General features: G+C 41.9%; 18 protein-coding genes and 1 tRNA gene. 12 read left to right on the top strand and 7 right to left on the bottom strand.

Features of this window, described 5'->3' with window-relative positions:
• Positions 1-101: 101 nt before the first annotated feature.
• Positions 102-299: a type 2 periplasmic-binding domain-containing protein gene (locus AB0756_RS19020; RefSeq protein WP_137986314.1), complete on the bottom strand. Its 198-nt coding sequence runs from the start codon at positions 297-299 to the stop codon at positions 102-104.
• Between the two features lie 139 nt (positions 300-438).
• Here AB0756_RS19020 and AB0756_RS19015 point away from each other — a divergent pair, with 139 nt between their 5' ends.
• Positions 439-723 carry a DUF427 domain-containing protein gene (locus AB0756_RS19015; protein ID WP_038083782.1) on the top strand — a complete coding sequence of 95 codons (285 nt, stop codon included), beginning with the start codon at positions 439-441 and terminating at the stop codon, positions 721-723.
• A 177-nt stretch (positions 724-900) separates the two neighbouring features.
• On the opposite strand, the gene AB0756_RS19010 is transcribed toward AB0756_RS19015, so the two are convergent.
• The 3 genes from AB0756_RS19010 to AB0756_RS19000 form a co-directional block, all read right to left on the bottom strand.
• Entirely contained in the window at positions 901-1,350 is a 450-nt protein-coding gene (locus AB0756_RS19010; protein ID WP_038083777.1) for a TOBE domain-containing protein, read from the bottom strand.
• Positions 1,351-1,552: 202 nt separating this feature from the next.
• Positions 1,553-1,906 (bottom strand): hypothetical protein, encoded by a 354-nt coding sequence (locus tag AB0756_RS19005; protein WP_050045908.1) that lies wholly within the window; start codon positions 1,904-1,906, stop codon positions 1,553-1,555.
• A gap of 297 nt (positions 1,907-2,203) precedes the next feature.
• Complete coding sequence (locus AB0756_RS19000) at positions 2,204-2,743, bottom strand: phycobiliprotein lyase (protein ID WP_038083774.1); 540 nt, start codon at positions 2,741-2,743, stop codon at positions 2,204-2,206.
• Between the two features lie 496 nt (positions 2,744-3,239).
• Between AB0756_RS19000 and AB0756_RS18995 the strand changes: the two genes are divergently transcribed.
• The 5 genes from AB0756_RS18995 (at position 3,240) to AB0756_RS18975 (ending at position 13,358) form a co-directional block, all read left to right on the top strand.
• Positions 3,240-4,655: an efflux RND transporter periplasmic adaptor subunit gene (locus AB0756_RS18995; protein WP_082051721.1), complete on the top strand. Its 1,416-nt coding sequence runs from the start codon at positions 3,240-3,242 to the stop codon at positions 4,653-4,655.
• 83 nt (positions 4,656-4,738) lie between these two features.
• Positions 4,739-8,038: an efflux RND transporter permease subunit gene (locus tag AB0756_RS18990; protein ID WP_038083771.1), complete on the top strand. Its 3,300-nt coding sequence runs from the start codon at positions 4,739-4,741 to the stop codon at positions 8,036-8,038.
• 196 nt (positions 8,039-8,234) lie between these two features.
• Positions 8,235-11,003 (top strand): response regulator, encoded by a 2,769-nt coding sequence (locus AB0756_RS18985; protein ID WP_038083769.1) that lies wholly within the window; start codon positions 8,235-8,237, stop codon positions 11,001-11,003.
• A gap of 689 nt (positions 11,004-11,692) precedes the next feature.
• Positions 11,693-11,872 (top strand): adenylate/guanylate cyclase domain-containing protein, encoded by a 180-nt coding sequence (locus tag AB0756_RS18980; protein ID WP_137986315.1) that lies wholly within the window; start codon positions 11,693-11,695, stop codon positions 11,870-11,872.
• A complete protein-coding gene (locus tag AB0756_RS18975; RefSeq protein WP_038083765.1) occupies positions 11,859-13,358 on the top strand; it encodes a diguanylate cyclase domain-containing protein in 1,500 nt (499 codons plus the stop codon). The genes AB0756_RS18980 and AB0756_RS18975 overlap by 14 nt, the downstream gene beginning before the upstream one ends.
• A 17-nt stretch (positions 13,359-13,375) precedes the next feature.
• Here the strand turns inward: AB0756_RS18975 and AB0756_RS18970 are convergent, their stop codons facing one another.
• Both AB0756_RS18970 and AB0756_RS18965 read right to left on the bottom strand, forming a co-directional pair.
• Complete coding sequence (locus AB0756_RS18970; protein ID WP_038083763.1) at positions 13,376-13,951, bottom strand: Uma2 family endonuclease; 576 nt, start codon at positions 13,949-13,951, stop codon at positions 13,376-13,378.
• A gap of 36 nt (positions 13,952-13,987) precedes the next feature.
• Positions 13,988-15,337 carry a PrsW family glutamic-type intramembrane protease gene (locus tag AB0756_RS18965; protein ID WP_038083761.1) on the bottom strand — a complete coding sequence of 450 codons (1,350 nt, stop codon included), beginning with the start codon at positions 15,335-15,337 and terminating at the stop codon, positions 13,988-13,990.
• A 320-nt stretch (positions 15,338-15,657) separates the two neighbouring features.
• Between AB0756_RS18965 and AB0756_RS18960 the strand changes: the two genes are divergently transcribed.
• The gene (locus AB0756_RS18960; protein ID WP_038083759.1) at positions 15,658-17,628 is read left to right on the top strand and encodes a serine/threonine-protein kinase; all 1,971 of its coding nucleotides are present in this window, start codon (positions 15,658-15,660) and stop codon (positions 17,626-17,628) included.
• Between the two features lie 150 nt (positions 17,629-17,778).
• On the opposite strand, the gene AB0756_RS18955 is transcribed toward AB0756_RS18960, so the two are convergent.
• The gene (locus tag AB0756_RS18955) at positions 17,779-18,747 is read right to left on the bottom strand and encodes a glycosyltransferase family 2 protein (protein WP_038083757.1); all 969 of its coding nucleotides are present in this window, start codon (positions 18,745-18,747) and stop codon (positions 17,779-17,781) included.
• Positions 18,748-18,890: 143 nt separating this feature from the next.
• Here AB0756_RS18955 and rplS point away from each other — a divergent pair, with 143 nt between their 5' ends.
• From rplS to rplK, 5 genes are all read left to right on the top strand, one after another.
• Positions 18,891-19,253 carry a 50S ribosomal protein L19 gene (gene rplS / locus AB0756_RS18950; RefSeq protein ID WP_038083755.1) on the top strand — a complete coding sequence of 121 codons (363 nt, stop codon included), beginning with the start codon at positions 18,891-18,893 and terminating at the stop codon, positions 19,251-19,253.
• Positions 19,254-19,407: 154 nt separating this feature from the next.
• Positions 19,408-19,480 (top strand) — tRNA-Trp (locus AB0756_RS18945).
• A gap of 174 nt (positions 19,481-19,654) precedes the next feature.
• Positions 19,655-19,876 (top strand): preprotein translocase subunit SecE, encoded by a 222-nt coding sequence (gene secE / locus AB0756_RS18940; RefSeq protein ID WP_038083753.1) that lies wholly within the window; start codon positions 19,655-19,657, stop codon positions 19,874-19,876.
• Complete coding sequence (gene nusG / locus AB0756_RS18935; RefSeq protein WP_038083751.1) at positions 19,876-20,517, top strand: transcription termination/antitermination protein NusG; 642 nt, start codon at positions 19,876-19,878, stop codon at positions 20,515-20,517. Before secE ends, nusG begins: the two co-directional genes overlap by 1 nt.
• A gap of 6 nt (positions 20,518-20,523) precedes the next feature.
• Complete coding sequence (gene rplK, locus AB0756_RS18930) at positions 20,524-20,949, top strand: 50S ribosomal protein L11 (protein ID WP_038083749.1); 426 nt, start codon at positions 20,524-20,526, stop codon at positions 20,947-20,949.
• The last annotated feature ends 8 nt before the right edge of the window (positions 20,950-20,957 follow it).

Here is a 20,957-nt window from a genome sequence, read left to right as displayed (position 1 = left end):
TAGACATTGAGACTACTACTTAAGGGTGTTGCAAAAACACCGTTATTTCGCGATGCTTCCACTTGGTTTTGCATTAAAGCTATAAGGTTAACCAGCTTAACCTACTTAGTTATAGAGTCGTACAAGCTAGCATATCCAGAGTTTTCCAACAGTTTTTGACCTTCAGCAGTTAGCAGCAAATTTGCGTATGCTTCTCCTGCTTGTCGAGCTGGGTGCTCCTCTTTTACAATCACATATAACTTACGAAGAAGAGGGTATCGCTTGCTGCGAAACACTTCAACATCCACATCAATTGACAACTGATACTAAGATGCTCCTACTGCAATCCTAAATTGCTTAAACTCTAGTATGTAGTACTCAAGCTCACCAGATTGAAAAACACAGGACTACCAACTTTCCCCTATTATTAAGGTGTAAAGTAAAGAGCGATCGCCACTTATGCCCAAAGCAATCTGGAATGGTGCTGTTATAGCCGAAAGCAATGACACTGTAGTTGTGGAAGGCAACCATTACTTCCCCCCGAGCGCAGTCAATAAGGAATACTTTAAGGAAAGCGACACCCATACAACTTGCCCTTGGAAGGGTGTTGCTAGTTACTACAGCATTGAAGTTGACGGACAACTTAATAAGGATGCTGCTTGGTACTATCCTAGTGCTAAGGATAAGGCAAAGAATATTGAAGGTTATATTGCCTTTTGGAGAGGGGTTAAGGTTGAATCATAGTCAAAATCCGCAATTTTGACTGTTCTGGAGTTGAGTGACTTCCAAATAAAAAATACCCTATCTACATTCATAGTAGGATGGGCTCTCAGCCCGTCCTAATATATTAGACGGGCAGAATTTCATGCAATCTTTCTGGCTTAATTTTGTATAAAAGTTACAAAAATAATAAGCTCAAGCTTATTCGCTTGCAATCACAATATCATTAGACTTGATTACGGCATAAGCCTCTTTACCCTCTGTCAGTTCCAACTCATCTGCTGATACTCGGGTGATAATTGAGGTAAGTTCAACTTTATGAACAATCTCTAGTGTAACCTCAGTATTTACGGCTCCTGTAATAACTCGTTTGACAACTCCTTTTAAAATATTTCGAGAGCTGACTTTTAAAGGTTTTTTCTGACCTACAACATCTATCTTAGGGCTGACTTCACTACCCCAAGCATCGTCTTTTCCCCGACGCTGAGTTGGTCGTGATGTTGATACAGAAGACTGTTCGTTGAGACTCCGCACTAATTCCCGCAAAATTTCTGTTTTGGTGCGCTGAGACTGTTGGCAAAATTCCTCTAAAATCTTTCTCTCCTCCTCGGAGGTTTGAAACGTAATCCATCCTTGTTCTTTTCTTGGCATATTTTTACCAAATTAGTTGGTAATTGAGACCGATGTTGATACGATCCTACCAAGCACAAATACGTTTGAACAAGAAAACTTTCTTTTACTTTTCGTTATGGTAGGTTGGGTTAAATAAAGTGTAACCCAACCAGACGTAGAATTTCTATTGAAGATAATTAGCACCTAAAGCCCCAATTTTTACTCAATCTCAATCTGCCACTTATACTTCATCCATCCCAACTTCCCAAGGAACTCCCTTGTCTGTAGGGGGACACAAGCGGATTTTGGCACTATTAGAAAATAGTTTTAATTTTTTAAAAATATCGGGAACAACATTCGCGATATGCCAGTAACTTTCTAAGTCATAGCAGATAATGAGCAGCGTTAATGTACCAGCGTTAATTGTGAAATACCAGTGACAACTCGACAACAAAAATCGCATTATCGGACCGCAAGCTTTGTAAAACTTCTGGCAAATGGTTTCTTCTAGCTGTCTGTGAAGCAACACATCAAGGTGTATGCTTCGCGATGGCTGATCGTCTGGGGGAAGAGGAGGAAGAAAGAATTTACCCATTAAATAAGTCCTCCTAAAAAACAGGATACCGTTCCCCTACTTTGCACTTTATTTTCTGGAATGTGGACTTTTCTCTAGGTTTTTTTCCAAATTCAAAAGTAAAAATTTAAATTTAAAATCAAAAATTTACAATTAAATAATAATACCTAAATAGATAGCTTTGGTGATACAAAATCAGTAGGTAAAATAAAAAATAAAACTATAGTCGCGAGGTGTAAATTGTCTGTATTTAGCTGGTAGTACTGTAGGGCGGGAAAATACCGCCCTACGTATATTTCAGCATAGCTGCCCTCTTCGCTAATCTATTCTCTTTTCCAAATACTGACCGATCATAACTTGTTCGCCTGCACGAGAGATAATTGACTGACGCGTGCGGTATTTGCTACCTATCAGCTTTAACTCTTCCTCAAATACTGAACCGTTGTACTCTGTTCTCAGACATAAAGTTTTGGGGTTTGGGAAGTGATATTCAGCAGTAATGGGCTTCGTTGTTGCAAAACCGCGATCGCGATACAAAATGTTTCCCAATGCACCAAACAGCGTTGAACCATTAGACTCTTTCCTTCCTGTCGCGGAATTGGCACTTTCCCAAGTGACTTCAGCACCACATCTCAAACTAACTGTTTCTGGCAAATCGTGCATTTGAGCTAGTTTTTGCAATTCCTCGCATCCTGGGGTTAAAAACTTTATAGTAATTATACTTACGACTTCTTTGGTTTCTCCATTCGGTAGTGTGTAGTAACGCCGTTCGGACCGCCACATCCCAACTGATTCTTGGAAAAAGTCAATCAATAAAGATTCATCAGAGCTTTGTGCAAGTTTAAGTAGTGCTGTCACTAGTAGTCTTCCTCTCTAATATTAAGTTTCATCATCAAGTGTTGGGATTGAATACACTATGTGTGTCTCAAATACCAGATTTCTTGATTTTTTTTAATATTACCTACAGATTTAGGAGAATAGCTGATAGCTTTGCTACAATAGCAAAAATCAGTATTCTCGCTTTTTTAACAACTCTCTTAAGTTAGATCTTTTGCATTCTGGTGTAGATTCCACAGTCTGAGATGGTTTAGATTGAGAGGAACAGACTGATATGAGGCGAAGTCTTGACTTTAGGTAGATCTGATAAAAATTTAACAATTGTTATAATTTAATTAAGAAACTTCAGGCAATTTATGTAACTAAAAATAAAAACAAGTCAGTGAAATTGCGGTCGTTTAAAGAATGACTGTAGTCGAAGCTGCTAGAGTGTCATAACATATATTTACTTAGAGTATAAACTTTTAGAAAATAAAACTAATGGGAGCAGTAAACTACCCAAGTAGGAGCAATGTCAATGCTTTTGGAAGGAAATAAAATACGGAAAAGAACACACCAGCAAATATGTACGGTTGTCAGAAAATTACAACAGCCAAACATCACCTCCATGCCAAAACAAGTGAATCGGAAAAACGTTTTGATTGCTTCAATACTAAGTGTAGGACTGCTGACAGCAGGTTGTGGTTCGTTGCCAAAAGAATCAGCTGAGGCTCAGTCACGGAGTCCGGGAAACAATCAAAGAGGTGGAGGTGCAGTCCCTGTGGATGTAGCAACAGCTCGAACGGGATTGCTGCGTCAAGAACCGGAGTATACGGGAACGACTGTACCCTTCCGGACTGTATCGCTGCGATCGCGAGTAGAAGGACAGCTTTTGGCACTAAACGTAGATGTAGGCGATCGCGTCAATCAAGGACAAGCGATCGGACAAGTAGATGATGCTCTGTTAAGAACCACTCAAAATCAAGCAGAAGCAGAATTAGCAGCTTTGAGATCGGAAGTCGCAAGAGTAAAAGCACAAGTGAGCAATGCGCGTGCTGAAGTTGAAAGATCCAGAGCACAACTACAACAAGCACAAGTCGATTCCCAAAGACAGCAGAAATTATTAAAAGAGGGAGCGATTTCACAACAAGCAGCCGAACAAGCAAGTACTCAAGCCAGAACAACATCTCAAGTCCTTCGCGCCGCACAAGAGCAAGTCCGTACAGAGCAAGAAGCATTAGGCGCAGCCCAAGGTAGAGTTGTTGCACAACAAGCAGTGCTTGCAGAAGCAAAAGAACGCCGTTCCTATGCAAGGCTTATCTCTCCCATTAACGGAGCCGTGTTAGAAAAGGTGACAGAACCGGGAAATTTTCTTCAAGCCGGTAATGAAGTTTTGAGAATAGGCGACTTCAGTCGCGTCAAAATTGAAGTTCAAGTTTCTGAATTAGAACTGGCAAAAATTCGGGTAGGACAATCTGTAAAAGTTCGCTTAGATGCTTTTCCAGATCGAACCTATATTGGACAAGTCACGCGTATTTCTCCCGCCGCAGATAGGACAGCTCGTCTGATACCTGTAGAAGTCGTGATACCAAACGGTGACGGTAGAATTGGCAGTGGCTTACTAGCAAGAGCTAATTTTGAAACTCAAGCACAAGCTAGAGTGCTTGTCCCCGAGACAGCCTTGGGGGCGAGAGGGGGAGAGGGGGAGAAGGGAAGAAGGGGAGAACAAAATTCTCCATCTCCTACCAATAGCCAAGGAACAATATTTGTGGTGACAGAAGCAGGCAAAAAACCAATAGTAACAGCTAGAGCAGTAACGCTAGGGGAAAAAGCTGATGGCAAAGTAGAAATATTATCAGGCTTGCAACCAGGAGAAAGATTTGTGGCTCGCAGTGGTAGACCGTTAAAAGATGGCGCGGCTGTCAGACTTTCAATCCTTTCAGAGAAACAATAGTCATTAGCCCCGAACGAATAAAATGGGCATTGAGTTTTACTCCACTCCCTATTCTCAAGAACATTAGCACCCGGCATTGACTTATGCAGCAGGTACAGCAAAGTAGCGGATTTAGTGTTAGCGCCATATCGATCCGTCAGCATATCGGTACACTCATGCTGACGCTAGCAGTTATTGTTTTAGGTGTCTTTTTTATCATCAAGCTGCCAGTGGATTTGCTGCCTTCAATTACCTATCCTCGAATTGGCGTAAGATTGGAAGCACCTGGAGTTTCACCAGAAGTCGCAATTGATGAAATCACCAGACCTTTAGAAGAAGCTTTTTCTGCAACTGAAGGTGTTATTCAAGTCTATTCCCAAACGCGAGAAGGACAAGTCAATGTGGATTTGTACTTTCAGCCCGGTGGAAATATTGACCAAGCCCTCAACGATGCAACAGCAGCTTTTAACAGATCCAGAAGTGGTTTACCAGACACCATAGAAGAACCTCGTATCTTCAAAGTCGATCCTTCTCAGTTACCAGTTTATGAATTTGCACTCACTTCACCTTCTTTAAGTGGTGTTGATTTGCGTGTATTTGCTGATGAAGAATTAGCCCGCGAACTCAGTGTTGTACCGGGTGTAGCTGGAGTCGATGTCTCAGGAGGTCTTCAAGAAGAAATTAGCGTCAATGTTGATTTAGACCGATTGCAGGCTTTGGGTGTAGGTTTAACTGATGTTTTAGACGAACTAAGGAACCGCAACCAAGACATTTCTGGTGGTCGCATCTTGGGGCGAGATACAGAACCGCTCACCCGAACTGTTGGACGGTTTAAAACAGCTGACGAAATCAAAAACATATTATTTGAGGTTTCCGCTTCTTCCTCTTCCGCTTCTTCCTCTTCCACTTCTTCGGTTTCCGCTTCTTCCTCTTCCGCCTCTTCCTCTGTCCCAAACAAGCGGGTGTACTTGCGAGATTTTGCTGAAGTCGTAGATGGTTCGGAACAACAGCGTATTTTCGTATTACTGAATGGTCAAGAGTCGGTGAAAGTAAGCGTTCAGAAGCAGCCAGACGCCAACACAATTGAGGTTGTGGATGGAGTCAAAAAGCGACTCGAACAACTCAGGCAATCCGGTTTGATTCAAGAAGGAACAGTTATCACACCAACTTTAGATGAGTCTCGATTCATTCGCAACTCTATTTCTAACGTCACGAGTTCTGGATTAATTGGATCGTTGCTAGCTGCGATCGCAGTATTACTCTTCCTGGGATCTGTACGTCAAACTTTTATCATCGTTGCAGCAATTCCCCTAGCAACACTCGCTGCCATTATTTTTATGGGATTATTTGGCTTATCCCTCAACGTTTTTAGTTTGGGTGGTTTGGCGCTCGGTGTAGGTATTGTGGTGGATAACTCCATCGTGATGTTAGAGAATATTGCCGAAGGCGCTGGTATGACGCCTGGAAAAAATTCCACCTCTCGTTTGAGTCAACAACAACTGATTGACCGTTCGGAACAAAGCAGTCGGGAAGTAGAATCGGCGTTAATTGCGTCCACAAGTACCAACTTAGTAGCAGTCTTGCCCTTTTTGCTCATTGGGGGCTTTATCTCATTACTATTTAATGAGTTGATTCTAACCATTAGCTTTTCTGTCGCTGCTTCTATTTTGATTGCGGTCACTGTAGTACCGATGCTTGCGTCCCGAATGCTAGCATGGCGGTGGTCGAGTCGTCTCACCGAGTTTTGGTTTCTCAAAGAATTCAATCGTCGGTTTGAGGCTGCAACCAGAGGATACAGTAGCTTCTTAACTCAAGTCTTGCGCCATCGGTTGTTGGTTATTGGGCTTGCTATCCTAGTTTTTGGTGGTAGTAGTTTGTGGATGGCTCCTCAAATTCCTCAAGAAATTCTACCTCGAATCAATACCGGACAAGCCAATTTAAACGCTCAATTTCCCCCCGGTACGCCGTTAGAAACAAACCGTAAGGTTATGGCTGCGGTTGATAATATTCTTCTCAAGCAATCAGAAACGGATTATGTTTTCTCCACATCAGGAGGTGCTCTGTTTGGTACGAATACCAGTGAAAATCCCTTGCGGGGTTCTAGCACCATTACCTTGAAATCCGGTACGGATGTCGAAGCATATGTTGAGCGAGTCACAGCTGAGTTTGAAAAGCTGAATTTAGCAGGAATCCGTTTGCGTCTGAGTCCCGGTCAAGTAAGAGGATTAATTCTTAGTAACTCTCCGGTGCGAGGGGCAGATGTTGATGTTATTTTGCAGGGAACTGATGCTGAAACTCTGCAAAGAGCAGGGCGTCAGGTATTGGCTGCTATGGAAGATCGAGTGACCGCAGCTAGATTCCGTCCCGATGCAGACCCCCGTCAGCCAGAGATACAGATTCGTCCTGATTGGGAACGAGTAGCGGCTGTAGGGTTGACAACACAAGAAATTGGAGACACGATTCAGACTGCTATTGAAGGAAGTGTACCAACTCAGTTGCAACGGGGAAACCGTTTGGTGGATGTACGGGTGCAGTTGAATGAAGAATCCGTGCGATCGACATCTCAATTATCGCGATTGCCATTATTTATTGAAAATAATCGCCAAGTGCGTTTGAGTGACGTTGCCAATATCGTCCAAGGTGAAGCACCAGGAGAAATTCAACGAATTAACCAGCGCCAAGTTGTGATTTTAGCAGGGAATTTGGCTGAGGGTGCAAGTCTTAGTGAAGCACTCACACAAGTCAACAATGTATTAAACAGTTTACAGTTGCCTGAAGGTGTCACTGTATTACCCAGTTCTGCAACAGAATCAAACAAGCAATTACAAGACTCACTCAAATTGTTGGGTGGATTGGCTGCTTTTCTTGTATTTGTGGTCATGGCTGTGCAATACAATTCACTAGTCGATCCACTAGTGATTATGTTTACAATACCGCTAGCACTTGCAGGAGGTATTTTCGGTCTTTACATTACTAAGACTGCCATCGGAGCTACAGTCATAGTTGGAGCCGTGTTGCTTGTGGGTATTGTAGTCAACAACGCCATCATTATGGTGGAATTGGCAAATCAAATCCGCGAAAGAGAAGGAGTTGACCGTCAAACTGCTATTTTGAAAGCATCACCTCAACGTTTGCGTCCGGTTTTGATGACTACCATCACAACTGTTTTGGGTATGTTTCCCCTAGCGCTGGGAATAGGAGAAGGATCTGAGTTTTTACAACCATTGGGTGTTGTTGTGTTTGCAGGGTTGTCTTTAGCAACGGTACTGACATTATTTATCATTCCCTGCTTTTATATTTTGCTCCATGACTTGCTTGATGGAAAATGGGCAAAGTCTATATTGAGCAGAATGGGTAAATTGAAAACCCGTTTCCAAAAGTTGATGTTTAGAAGGTTTCGTTAGTAGTTAGTAGGGACGCAAAGCATTGCGCCCTAATAGTATTGTTCTTTAACATAAACTCTACACGAGCTAAAAGCAACTCAAGCTTAACTCCTTAAGGGTACTATTTGCTGCGAAAACGGGCAAAATAGGTTAGTATCGCATTCATTTAGCACAAAATTCATTATTATTTTACCAATCAATAATAGTTTTCAGTAATATGACTGATGTAAGTGAAAATGACGGTAGTTTAGTCTATTTAAAGGATGATATATCATACAAAGAGGTCACAGATGCATGGAAAGTTATGATTGTGGACGATGATATATACGTTCACCAAGCAACGCATCTTGCATTAGAAGATTTTACATTTGAGGGCAAACCTTTAAAACTCATTTCAGCTTTCTCTGGTGTTGAAGCACAACAATTAATTCAAGATAACCCCGATACAGCCTTTATTTTATTGGATGTTGTGATGGAAACCCAAGATGCTGGTTTAAAGGTTGTGAAATATATCCGGGAAGTCGTAAAAAATCAATTAGTACGTATTATTTTAACAACGGCTCAACCCGGACAAGCACCAGAAACGTCAGTCATCTTAGATTACGATATTAACGATTATAAAACTAAACTAGAACTCACCCAACAAAAACTTATTACAACCACTATAGTTGCTTTGCGTTCATATCGCCAGATTTTACAAACTCAACAACCGCAATTTACTATCCCGCAAGCTAATATTCTAGTTGTAGACGATAATCTTAGTGACTTGCAATTGCTTAGCAAAACTTTATCAGAATCTGGATATAAAGTTCGACCAACACAAAGTGGAAATTTAGCCATTCGTTCTGCAAATTTATATCCTCCAGATATTATATTAATAGATATTTATTTAAGAGACTATGATGGCTATACCGTTTGCCAAAAGTTAAAAGCAACAGAAACAACTAGCAGTATTCCAATTATTTTTATTAGTGCTTCTTGTGAAATTTTTGATAAAGTCAAAGCTTTTGAAGTGGGAGGAATTGATTACATTACCAAACCGTTTCAACCAGAGGAAATTATTGCTCGAATTGAAACTCATTTGACAAATCGAAGACTCAAACAACAATTAGAAGAACAAAATCGGAGATTGCAGCAAGAAATACAGATTCGGACTTTAGCAGAAGAACGTTTGCTCATAGTAGAAAGAGCGATCGCAGCTACTTCTGATGGAATCGTTATCACTACTGCTTCTCCCGATTATTCTCTAGTTTATGTCAATTCAGGGTTTGAAAACCTCACGGGTTACTCCGTAGCAGAAGTTATTGGCAAAAATTGTCGCTTTCTACAGGGTGACGAAACAGATCAACCCGGTCTTTTAGAAATTCGCCAAGCCTTGAAAGATGGGAGAGAGTGTCAGGTTGTTGTGCGAAATTTTCGTAAAGATGGCACTAGCTTTTGGAATGAACTCAAGATTTCTCCAGTTTATGATGCTGCAGGGAACTTGACAAATTTTATCGGCGTACTGAAAGATATTTCCAAACGCCTCGCCACCGAACAAGCCCTTGCTATTGCTAAAGAAGCAGCGGAACAAGCCAGCAAAGCCAAAAGCGCCTTTCTCGCAAATATGAGCCACGAATTGCGGACTCCCTTAAATGCAATCCTTGGCTTTTCTCAATTGATGCTTCGCAGCGCAAACCTTCCTGTCGATCAAAAAGAAAATGTAGATATTATTCATAATAGCGGAGAACATTTACTGGCTCTCATCAACCAAATTCTTGATTTTTCTAAGATAGAAGCAGGAAGAGTTACCCTTAATTGCAAAACTTTTGATATTGTTAACCTCCTTAATGAAGTGAGACATTTGTTTCGCCTCAAAGCAAAAGAAAAGGGCTTGGAATTAATCTTTGATTGCATTGCTGAGATTCCTCAATATATCCGTACCGATGAAGTCAAACTGCGTCAGGTTTTGATTAACCTGCTATCCAATGCAATCAAGTTCACAGTTCAAGGAAGCGTTACACTCACCGTAGAACTTATTTCTAACTTAGAAGAAATAACCCACCCCAATCAAACATCTATTACTGACTCTCTGGTATTTTCTATTACAGATACAGGCATTGGAATTGCTCCTTGTGAAATGGATAATCTTTTTCAGCCATTTGTACAAACCTCATCAGGTCAGAAATCTCACGAAGGTACGGGTTTGGGTTTAGCCATTAGCCGCCAATTTGTGCAACTTATGGGGGGTGAGATGACTGTCCGGAGTGGACTTGGGCATGGCACGACCTTTACATTTAACCTACCTGTAGATATCGACTTTGAAGTTAATAAATCAGAATCTCAAAAGTTGACTCCTCGTGTGATTGCTTTAGAACCGAATCATCCGCCCTGTCGCCTCCTGATAGTGGATGACACAGACTACAATCGTCAACTCTTGGTAAAGCTCCTTGCACCTCTTGGTTTTGAACTTAAAGAAGCAAATAACGGTCAACAAGCAATTGAAATCTGGGAAGATTGGCAACCTCATTTAATTTGGATGGATTTACGAATGCCGATTTTAGATGGTTATAAGGCAACCCAGTACATTCGCGCTCAAGCCAAAGGCTTGTCATGTGCGATTATTGCTTTGACTGCGAGTACATCACAGGAAGCAGAAGCCGCCACTCTTGCTATGGGCTTTAATGCTTTTATCCGCAAACCCGTATCTGAGAAAACTATCTTTGATACTCTCAACAATTATTTGGGAGTACATTACGTTTACGAACAGAAAGTACCCGACGCTCAAGATTCAAGGGAGTTAGTTGAAATACCAAAACTGTCAGTTCAATGGGTGACTGAGATGAAGCAAGCAATCAACTGCGCTGATTTAGAGTTGATAGATAACCTTATTGCTCAAATCTACGTTGAGCATCCCTCCTTTGCCCAACACCTCCAAGGTCACCTTAACAATTTTGAGTACAAGAAAATCCTCAGGATAATTACAGAAAATTATGCAAAAGAGTAAGTTCTTTAGTATTCATGTATTCTAAGTAATATTACTGAGCACACAGTAGCACGAGTAGCCTTTAAATTTCAGCAAGCTCAAAGTCAGCAACTGCTACTTAACATTTTGTCAACTTATTGCCGAATGCCTCCAAGCAGGAAAAAATTCTCTGAACCATTTTTGCAGGTAGGGCATGCCCACCTTACGCCAACAGGTAATAAGAGATTGTGTAGGTAGCTTGAAAGGAGTATTTACCGATTTAATAGGCTTTACCTCTTTTTCCACGATAGAGATTTAGCAGAAATCCTAGAAATTATAAATTTTTGTCAATTTAATTGGTTGGCAAAAAACATGATTTAGAGACAATGACAACAATTGGGGATGCTTACATTAGTGGTTGGAGGTTAACCAACACTATACTGGAATAGTGCTCAAAAAACGCACAAATGGTACTAGTACAGTTCGGCGTAAATAAAGCAACCATTAGTGACAGAGAAAAAGCTTACAGTTAAAGCTTTTGCGCCTTCTGCCACGCCACTTGCTGTAGCCTGTGAAACCCGTCCACCGCAGTGGCTTCTCTGCCATCGTACTTCTGCCTTCGTGTACTAGATATGCGAGCTTGTTTAGCTTAATTCAATGCTGAAACAAAAGAGAAATTTCAGTTGTGAGTAAATAGAAATACGGAAAACGTTGTAGCTAGTTAGATGGTCATGACCGAATTTACTGATGACTCATGGGGAGATACACTCAACATTGCATTGCCTGTTAAGTTCGATAGATTACCTGGCAAGATTCAGCTTGGAAAAATTCTTGTTAAAGGGAAAGGAGAAATGATGACTGGTTTTTGGGAAAAGCAAAACATTTTAAAACACCCTTATGAATTTTGCTAGCAACCCAAAAGCTAAAGCAACAATTTTGGTAGTTGATGATACAGCTGCCAACTTGCGCTTGTTAGTCAACGTCTTGCAACAACATGGCTATAAAGTTCGACCTGTACCCGATGGAAATTTAGCACTACAGGTTGTTCAAGCAAGCCCGCCCGATTTAATTTTGCTAGATATTCTGATGCCAGATTTATCAGGGTATGAAGTCTGCCTGGAGTTGAAAACTAACCCAAAAACTAAGGATATCCCCATTATTTTCTTAAGTGCTTTGAGTGAAGGGCTTGATAAAGCAAAAGCTTTTCACCTTGGAGGTGCAGACTATATTACAAAACCATTTCAAGTGGAAGAAGTGCTAGCACGGGTGGCAAATCAACTGGCTTTACGGAGTTTACAAGTACAACTGCAACAGAAAAATCAGGAACTATGCCAGCAAAATGCTCAGTTGCAATTGCTTCTGACGGCTACAGAAGAAATTAGTGCAGCTGCTAGCATTGATTCTGCATTGAAAAGTGTTCTGGCTTTAATCTGTCAAACAATTGGTTGGGATTTGGGTGAAGCTTGGATTGTGAATTCTGAAGGAACAGCCCTTGAGTGCAGTCAAGGTTGGTATGCTCGCGCTCCTGAATTATCAAAATTTCGTGACGAAAGCCAGAAATTAACATTTTGCCCCAATGTAGGTCTTCCGGGAAGGATTTGGGTTTCCAAACAGCCTGAGTGGCTTTTTGATGTCTCTGAAGATGAGGATAATATCTTTTACCACTGCCATCTTGCTCGCCGAGTCGGTCTCAAAGCAGCTTTTGGCGTTCCTATTCTTTTTAACGAAGAATTTTTAGCAGTTCTCGTCTTTCTTTCCAATAATGCCATGGCTCCGCAATCAAGAGTTCTGGAGTTAGTCACTGCGATCGCAACTCAAATTGGGTCATTGATTAAACGTAAAAAATCTGAGGTTGCACTACAACAAGCCAATCACGAATTGGAACGTTTGATCAACTTAGATGGTTTAACTCAAGTAGCCAATCGTCGGCGCTTCGATCGAGTGTTAGAACTGGAGTGGAGCAGGCTGCGCCGGGAGCAACTGCCATTATCGCTCATTCTCAGCGATGTCGATTATTTCAAACGCTACAACGACACCTACGGTCATATTGCAGGAGACGTTTGCTTGCAGAAGATTGCCCAAGCGATTAGCAATTCTGCCAAGCGCCCCGCCGATTTAGTTGCTCGCTATGGGGGTGAAGAATTTGCTGTTCTTCTACCCAATACAAATCTTGAAGGAGCGATGAAAGTAGCAGACTTAATTCAGCAGCAAATACAAGATCTCTACATACCTCACGTAGAATCAAATATCAGCCAGTATGTCACATTAAGTCTGGGAGCCAGTAGTTTGGTTCCTACCCATGAAGAATCAATGGAAATATTAATTAGAGTTGCAGATCGAGCACTTTATGAAGCTAAAAAACGGGGACGCAATTGTATTGTTGCACAATCGGTGTGACATTGTGTACTAGGGGTTTACTCCTGTCCAACTTTAAAAACTTGCATTGCTGTAAGTTCCAAGCTTGGAAAAGCCACTGATACAATGCGTTCGCTACCTTTAAACACTGCTTCTTCGTAGAATCCATCCTCTAAAGTCAACACTATGATTTTTTCCTTCCCTGGATCGACAATCCAGTATTGTGCTATACCTCGTGCTGCGTATTCAGAACGCTTGTAACGGTAGTCTCTATCTTCATTGACTTTACCAGGAGAAACCACCTCAACAACCAGTGCGGGAGGTGGCATCTCTTGAGTAATAGTAGCCCGCCGTCCCCCAATTGCTACTAGTAGCTCCTGCGTTAGTATCATCAAGTCAGGAATTCGCACGCGTATATGCTTTCCCGTTACCACAATTTCCGTATCTTTATGGCGGATAAGCTCTAGAGGAACGAACTTAAGAAATACAGAGAGTAAATAAATAGAAATTAAATTATTTCTGTCGCTTTCTGGAGGCATTTCCAAAAGCTCTCCATCTACGAGTTCATACCGAATATCTGTTCCATAGTCCCAGGCAAGGTATTCTTCAAGAGTTAGCTTTTTAGTGGTGGTCATTTCACTCACCTTCACAAACTTACGTCAAATCTAGCATTACGAACCGTAGAAACGGGTTGCAAAATTTTGCGATCGCGTAGGTGATAAAGAACGCGCTTTAATAATTGCCGATCCCAGCAAAACATAAGACATTCCGCCAACTATAACTAACAACCCTAAAACAAAAACTCCCAAAGTACCGGTCAGTCCCGCACTGCTGTTCCACAATCCGTGTAATGCTGCAGCGCTCAAATATCCTACAATCAAAGTCCGCCACGCCTGACGTGGTTTGAGAATACTCAAGCCAATACAATAGCCAAACCACCCACTCCAAGCCAAATGCCCAGCCACTTCGCCCAAGATCCTTGGAATTAGCAGTTCCAACCCTGCTAAAAGCCCCGCTTGTTCTCCCATCTCTCTTGCAACTTGTGCAACAGTACCGGGTACATATTGACCCAACGTTTCAAATAGTGTAAATCCTACAGCAGAGGCACTTCCCAGCAAAATTCCATCAAGTGGTTCCCACACCCCGACGCGTTCCCGCCTTGGAGAAGATAGGTTTCTCCCCAAAAAATAAAATACAAATATCGGTAGGGATTTCAGTAATTCTTCTAATAAACCAGCACCAAAAAAATAACGGATAAATAATTGTGGAAAGGGGAGAGTGCTCGGATCGTCAGGCACAGTTCCAGGAAGAAGAACCCGAAATACGAATATAAATAAGTGCAGTATTGGACTTGCCAAAATGATGATAGTAAAAATTATGGAAGCGATCAGTACCCACCAAGGTTTTGGCTTGCCACACAATCTATATACAAAGTATAAAACACCACCTGCTAAATAGGAACCCAGTAAGAATTGATATGTACGTCCTTGAACAAAAAACAACAGCACCACGAATATGACCGTAATAATTCCCGGTATCAGGTAAGCTTTGCGTGTCAGGTCTTTAGGTGGTGACAGGATAGGAAGCAATTGCGACCAGCTGGCTTCACTTTCTGTATGAGAAGATAGAACGGGCTTTGCTGCTACTTGAGTTGGGGAAGCAACGGGTTGTGGTGCTTTGACAGGCTGTTGGTTGTGTTGGTACTCAAAAACAAATTCCGGTCCATTACTACCAAACATAACGCGATCGCCTGCAAGCAATTCCTGGCTACCCTGCAAAGCGTAACCATTCAAAAAAGTTCCATTAGCACTATTTAAATCCCACAGTACATAGCTTATCCTGCCATCTGGTGTTTTTGATGGGCGAACGGATGCGTGTCGTCGCGAAACCATTCCATAGAGATTGGAACTGAGTACTATCTGACAGCTGGGGTCGCGCCCAATGACTACTTCGCCTGTTGTCAACAGCGAGTAAGAATTGTTTCCACTGCCAGATACCAAACGCAGAAAAGCAATGCTCATGTAGGTATATCCTCTGCCTACCCGTTTAAAATTTTAAATTGAATTTTTACAGTACGTATTGTTACTGAAAAAATTGAGTTGCGTAGCAACTGAGTCAGCAACACTACATCCTTAATACCATTTCTTTATAGAGTATTCCCAAAAAACATAGTTAATCTTTGAACTGGTTCTTGTATGTGAACATATAGCAAAGGCAACAAACCTTGTAACAACACGGATTGCCAAAGAACAATGGACTGAAGTATGAAATATTCAGATGAAGTCAAAACTTTATTCTTTATAAGACTTATTCAAAGGACATTATAGGAGATCCGTATTAAATGATACCTGAAGTTATTAATAATCGTTACAAAATAGTGAAGGTTTTAGCAGAAGGTGGTTTTGGCAAGACTTTTTTAACTGAAGACACGCACTTACCCTCTGGGCGTCGATGCGTAGTCAAGCAGCTCAAACCAATCGCAGACAATCCTCAGATTTATAAATTAGTTCAAGATAGGTTTCAGCGAGAAGCAGCTATTTTGGAAGAATTGGGAAGCGGGAACAATCAAATTCCCCAGTTATACGCGTACTTTTGCGAACAAGGTCAGTTTTATTTGGTTCAAGAATACATTCAGGGTAAAACCTTATCTCATAAAGTACAAACAGAAGGTTTGATAAGTGAAAGTGATGTCAGGGAAATCTGTAAGAGTTTGTTGCAAGTTCTCAATTACGTACATAGCAAACAGATTATCCATCGAGATATCAAGCCAGATAACATCATTCTCCGGGATGCAAATGGGGCACCCGTTTTAATTGATTTTGGTGCCGTGCGAGAATCAATGGCTACGATTGTCAATTCTCAAGGTTATCCTACAAGCTCGATAGTTATTGGAACGCCAGGATTCATGCCACCAGAACAAGCCGCTGGGAGACCCGTTTACAGCAGTGACTTGTACAGCTTGGCAGTGACAATGATTTACTCGCTAACCGGGAAAATGCCGCAACAGCTGCCCCTAGACTCCAGAACGGGCAATATTATCTGGCATGAGTATGCAGCAAATATCAGTTCTGGTTTGCGGATGGTCTTGGATAAAGCAATTGCCTATAATCCAAGCGATCGCTTCCCAACAGCGCGAGAGATGCTTGATGCCTTGCAATTGCCTGCTGATGCTAGTGTCGATCCTACGCTCGCAATCTCTTACAATACCCCAACAATACACACTGTTCCGCCGACTATCGCACATTCAAGTGGCTATCCTTCTCAAAATGTGCCACCAACTGTCATCAGCGCAAACTCCGGTGGATTGTCTTCTGTACCGCCTACAACTATCGGCTCACAGTCACGCCCTCCTGAGAATATTTCACAGACCGCCACTCCAGGGACTGGTTCGACTTGGGTAGGGGGTGGAGGAACATTTAATAAATCCACGCCCGTACCATCAGAGATAAGGGGTTGGAATTGGGGAGCATTTTTGATATCACCATTGTGGTGCATGACTAACCAAGTTTGGTTCGGATTGCTATCCTGTCTACCTGTGATTGGTTTACCCATAAATCTCCTACTAGGGCTCAAAGGTAATACTTGGGCTTGGAGAAGCCGTCCTTGGGCGAGTGTTCCTGCCTTTAAATCCCATCAGAGAGGTTGGACTATAGCTGGTTTAGCGGTGACTCCTTTTTGGACACCCATTGTCATCATCTTTTATATCGCTATATTTTCTCCCATGTCAGAACCGACGGCTAATAACAATAAGTCTGAAACAAGCCAGTCGAGTATCAATCCAACTGCTTCTCCTTTACCTCAAAATTATCAAACGGGCAAATTTCAAGAAATTGAAATAGGCAATTTAAAAAATTATAAATTTAAAACAGGTTTGTTTTCCATCAATGTTCCTGAAAATTGGACATTTCGGGATAACAGCAAGCCAGGGGAGGCAATAGTTTTATGGCAAGATCGAGCTAAAAACGGAGCTATTATTGTCAATATTTTTGCCCAGCAAAAGCAGCAAAATCAACAACAATTAGCAGAAAGTTTAAAGAGAGTTCTCAAGAGCTTTTTTAGTTCGCAAAAAGATTTTAGGCTCGAACAAGCTGAAATGCAATTTGATGGCAGTGTCAAAATTAATTGGAGCTATACAGTCACATCGGAAGGCGTTACGGGAAAACTTACAGGTAATAGTTTTATCGAGCAACGCGGTGATAAAATTTCAATTTTCACCCAAGCTTTGCCTCTAGATCAATACGACAAACTAGAAAAATCATTGGATTTAATTCTGAGTAGCTATAAAATAAATCCATCGGGTTCATTGCCTTAGAAATTTTTCCTATTTGTTAAAGACTAGTACGTGAAGGTAGATGTACGTTTGTCTGGGGGAAGAAGGTGCAAAAGCTTTTAATTTCAGCTTTTTATTTGTTACTAATGGGTACCTTATTACGACGCGCTGTCCTGGTATTCCCAAAATTTGCTAAATCTTTATTAAGACTAGTTTGCGAATGGAAGAATTGTACTTCTTCAATCGCCTTACTAGAAGAGCGTCTAACAACAAACGCCAAGCATGGTACGAAAGAATACAGGGGTCGAAAATATTAATAAAACTGTTAAGATTTCTACTTTTAAGAGCAACTATAGTCCAGTGTAGTTTTAAGTAACTTTTGATATCTTGAAGAGGCAAAATATCTTGACGGTATTTTTCATCGACTAAAGCATGAATTTTTTCCTTCATTAAAATATTTGTGTCTAACCTAACTTTGAGGGAAATTTTTTGATCGTAACCTCCAGTCCAGACAGTACGATAAGCAAGACATTGATTGAGAAAAATAGCATCCCCATGTTGGGCAATGCGAATCCAAGAATCAATATCATCACAACTCGTTAATTTGACATCCCACCCTCCAGTTTGTAGGAAAGCCTCACGGTTGCAAGCAACTTGAACGGGTGTACCAAAAGGTATAAGTTCTAGCAACATGCCGTAATGAATGTCTGTTTGCGGGACGTAGTAGGCTAGCCCCGGACCGACAACAGGCGTGCGGCTCTTTTCAACTCCGTTTATATCTACCTGAGCCGCAATGCAAGAGCAGATGACTGCGCTTTTTCGCAGTGCGATCGCCCTGACCATTTCTTCCAAACAGTTGGGACTTAAGTAATCGTCATCATCCAAAAACTTAATCCAGTCTCCACTGCTGGCTTTGACTCCAGCGTTGACTGTTGCTGCATGACCTTGATTGACCTCATTGCGATGATAAACAAGGCGTGGTAAATTGTCATGGCATGACAGTTCAGCGCTTAAGCTTTTCATATAATCTTGGGTGCCATCTAGCGAACAGTCATCAGCAACAACCAGCTCGCATGGGAACGTCTGGTTGAGTACGGAGTTAATCGCTCGTTGCAACAACGTTAAACGGTTGTAGGTCGTAATAACGACGCTGAATTTCATAAATCGGATTCTCGCGACGATTGCCCTCTATAGTCCATTTTCCATCTAGCACCGTTATACTTGGTAAGTGCTCCCACTAAAATAACTAGACTGAATGCTAGTTGTCGATTTATTATTGTTGATTGTGAGTTTTTGCACCAAATATGAACGCTCAGCAGATCATCCGCTCTATAGAAGCGGAGCAGCTTAAATCTAATTTGCCCCAAATATTTGTGGGTGACACAGTCAGAGTCGGAGTTAAAATTAAGGAAGGCGACAAGTATCGCGTCCAGCCCTATGAGGGAGTTGTTATTTCCATACGGAATGGTGGGATTAACGAAACTATTACAGTTCGTCGCGTATTCCAGGGTGTAGGCGTCGAACGAGTATTTTTAGTCCATTCCCCACGGATAGACAACATCAAAGTACTGCGTCGTGGGAAAGTTAGGCGTGCTAAGCTTTACTATCTACGCAATCGTGTAGGTAAAGCGACCCGGATCAAGCAACGCTTCGATCGCCCTCTGTAACATCAACAGGCAGGAAACTTTGGGAGAAAGCTCGACAAAAAAGCGGCTTTAGCCGCCATAAAGAGTTCCATCGACCAAAGTTAACTAAACAAGTAGCCAATTTGTGTTATCCTAGTGTAAGCTAGTGATGGTAACTTAATAAGCAACAGCTTGTGCGCTCTTAGTTCAGTTGGTAGAACGCAGGTCTCCAAAACCTGATGTCGGGGGTTCAAGTCCTCCAGGGCGCGCTGTCAGCTAAGACAATGCCCGAAACTAAAGCAGTATCTGCTGGGTTAGCAGTATGACTTATAGATTTCGGGTATAGTTTTTGTGTTTGTAGCAAGTCGCTTCAAACAAGCTGGAGCTGTTACAAAAAAAGTAATAGGCAGCGTGTATGTAATGAACGGGGGAGGAGCGCGATCGTGGCCAAAAAAAATGAAGCAGAAATAGCGGAAACAACCAACTCTTTAGGACTTCCGAGCTTCTTCCAAGGACTCAAGGAAGAATTTGATAAGGTGGTTTGGCCTAGTCGGCAGCAGCTCGTGAGCGAATCAGCCGCTGTTTTGTTAATGATGGCACTGTCCGCATCCCTAATATTTCTAGTAGATAAATTTTTTACTTGGGCAGCACAACAGGTGTTCTGATGACTTATGCAACAGACGGTGAGCGTGATGCAACGCTACAGTCAGACGATACCGCAGATTCAGCGCTAGGCGCTTCCAAAGAAGCTCGCTGGTATGCAGTTCAAGTCGCTTCTGGTTGCGAGAAGCGAGTCAAGACAAATTTAGAGCAGCGCATTCAAACCTTTGATGTAGCTGATAAAATTGTTCAGGTGGAAATCCCACATACACCAGCAGTCAAAATCCGCAAGGATGGTTCTCGCCAGCATACAGAGGAAAAAGTATTTCCCGGTTATGTCCTTGTCAGAATGCTGATGGATGATGACACTTGGCAGGTAGTACGCAACACATCTCACGTGATTAATTTCGTGGGAGCAGAGCAAAAGCGTGGAAGTGGCAAAGGTCGCGGTCACGTAAAGCCTGTACCATTGAGCCATACAGAAGTCGAAAGAATCTTCAAGCAGACCAGCGAGCAGGAAGCAGTTGTCAAAATTGACATGGCTGCAGGTGATAAGATAAAAGTGCTTTCGGGTCCGTTTAAAGACTTTGAAGGTGAGGTGATTGAAGTCAGTCCTGAACGGAGTAAGCTTAAAGCTCTGCTTTCGATTTTTGGGCGGGATACACCAGTAGAATTGGAATTTAATCAGGTAGAGAAACAGAGCTAATCAAACATGGCGAAAAAAGTAGTTGCGGTCATTAAGTTGGCCCTAAATGCTGGGAAAGCCAACCCAGCACCGCCAGTTGGTCCTGCATTGGGTCAGCATGGCGTGAACATTATGATGTTTTGTAAGGAGTACAACGCCAAGACGGCAGAGCAAGTTGGAACGGTCATTCCGGTAGAAATTTCGGTATATGAAGACCGGAGTTTTACCTTCGTTCTCAAGACTCCGCCGGCTTCGGTACTTATTACTAAAGCAGCAAAAATTGAAAGAGGCTCCAGCGAACCAAATAAAAAGAAAGTTGGTTCCATTACAAAAGAACAATTGCGTCAAATTGCCCAAACAAAATTGCCCGACCTCAACGCCAACGATATCGACGCGGCGATGAAAATTATCGAAGGCACTGCCAAAAATATGGGCGTAACAGTCAAAGATTAGTTAGTGGC

The organism is Tolypothrix campylonemoides VB511288_2 (assembly GCF_045999855.1).
Taxonomy (GTDB): Bacteria; Cyanobacteriota; Cyanobacteriia; order Cyanobacteriales; family Nostocaceae; genus Scytonema; species Scytonema bouteillei_A.
Note: the sequence above shows the minus strand (reverse complement) of the source record. Positions and strands in the feature narration are given on the sequence as shown.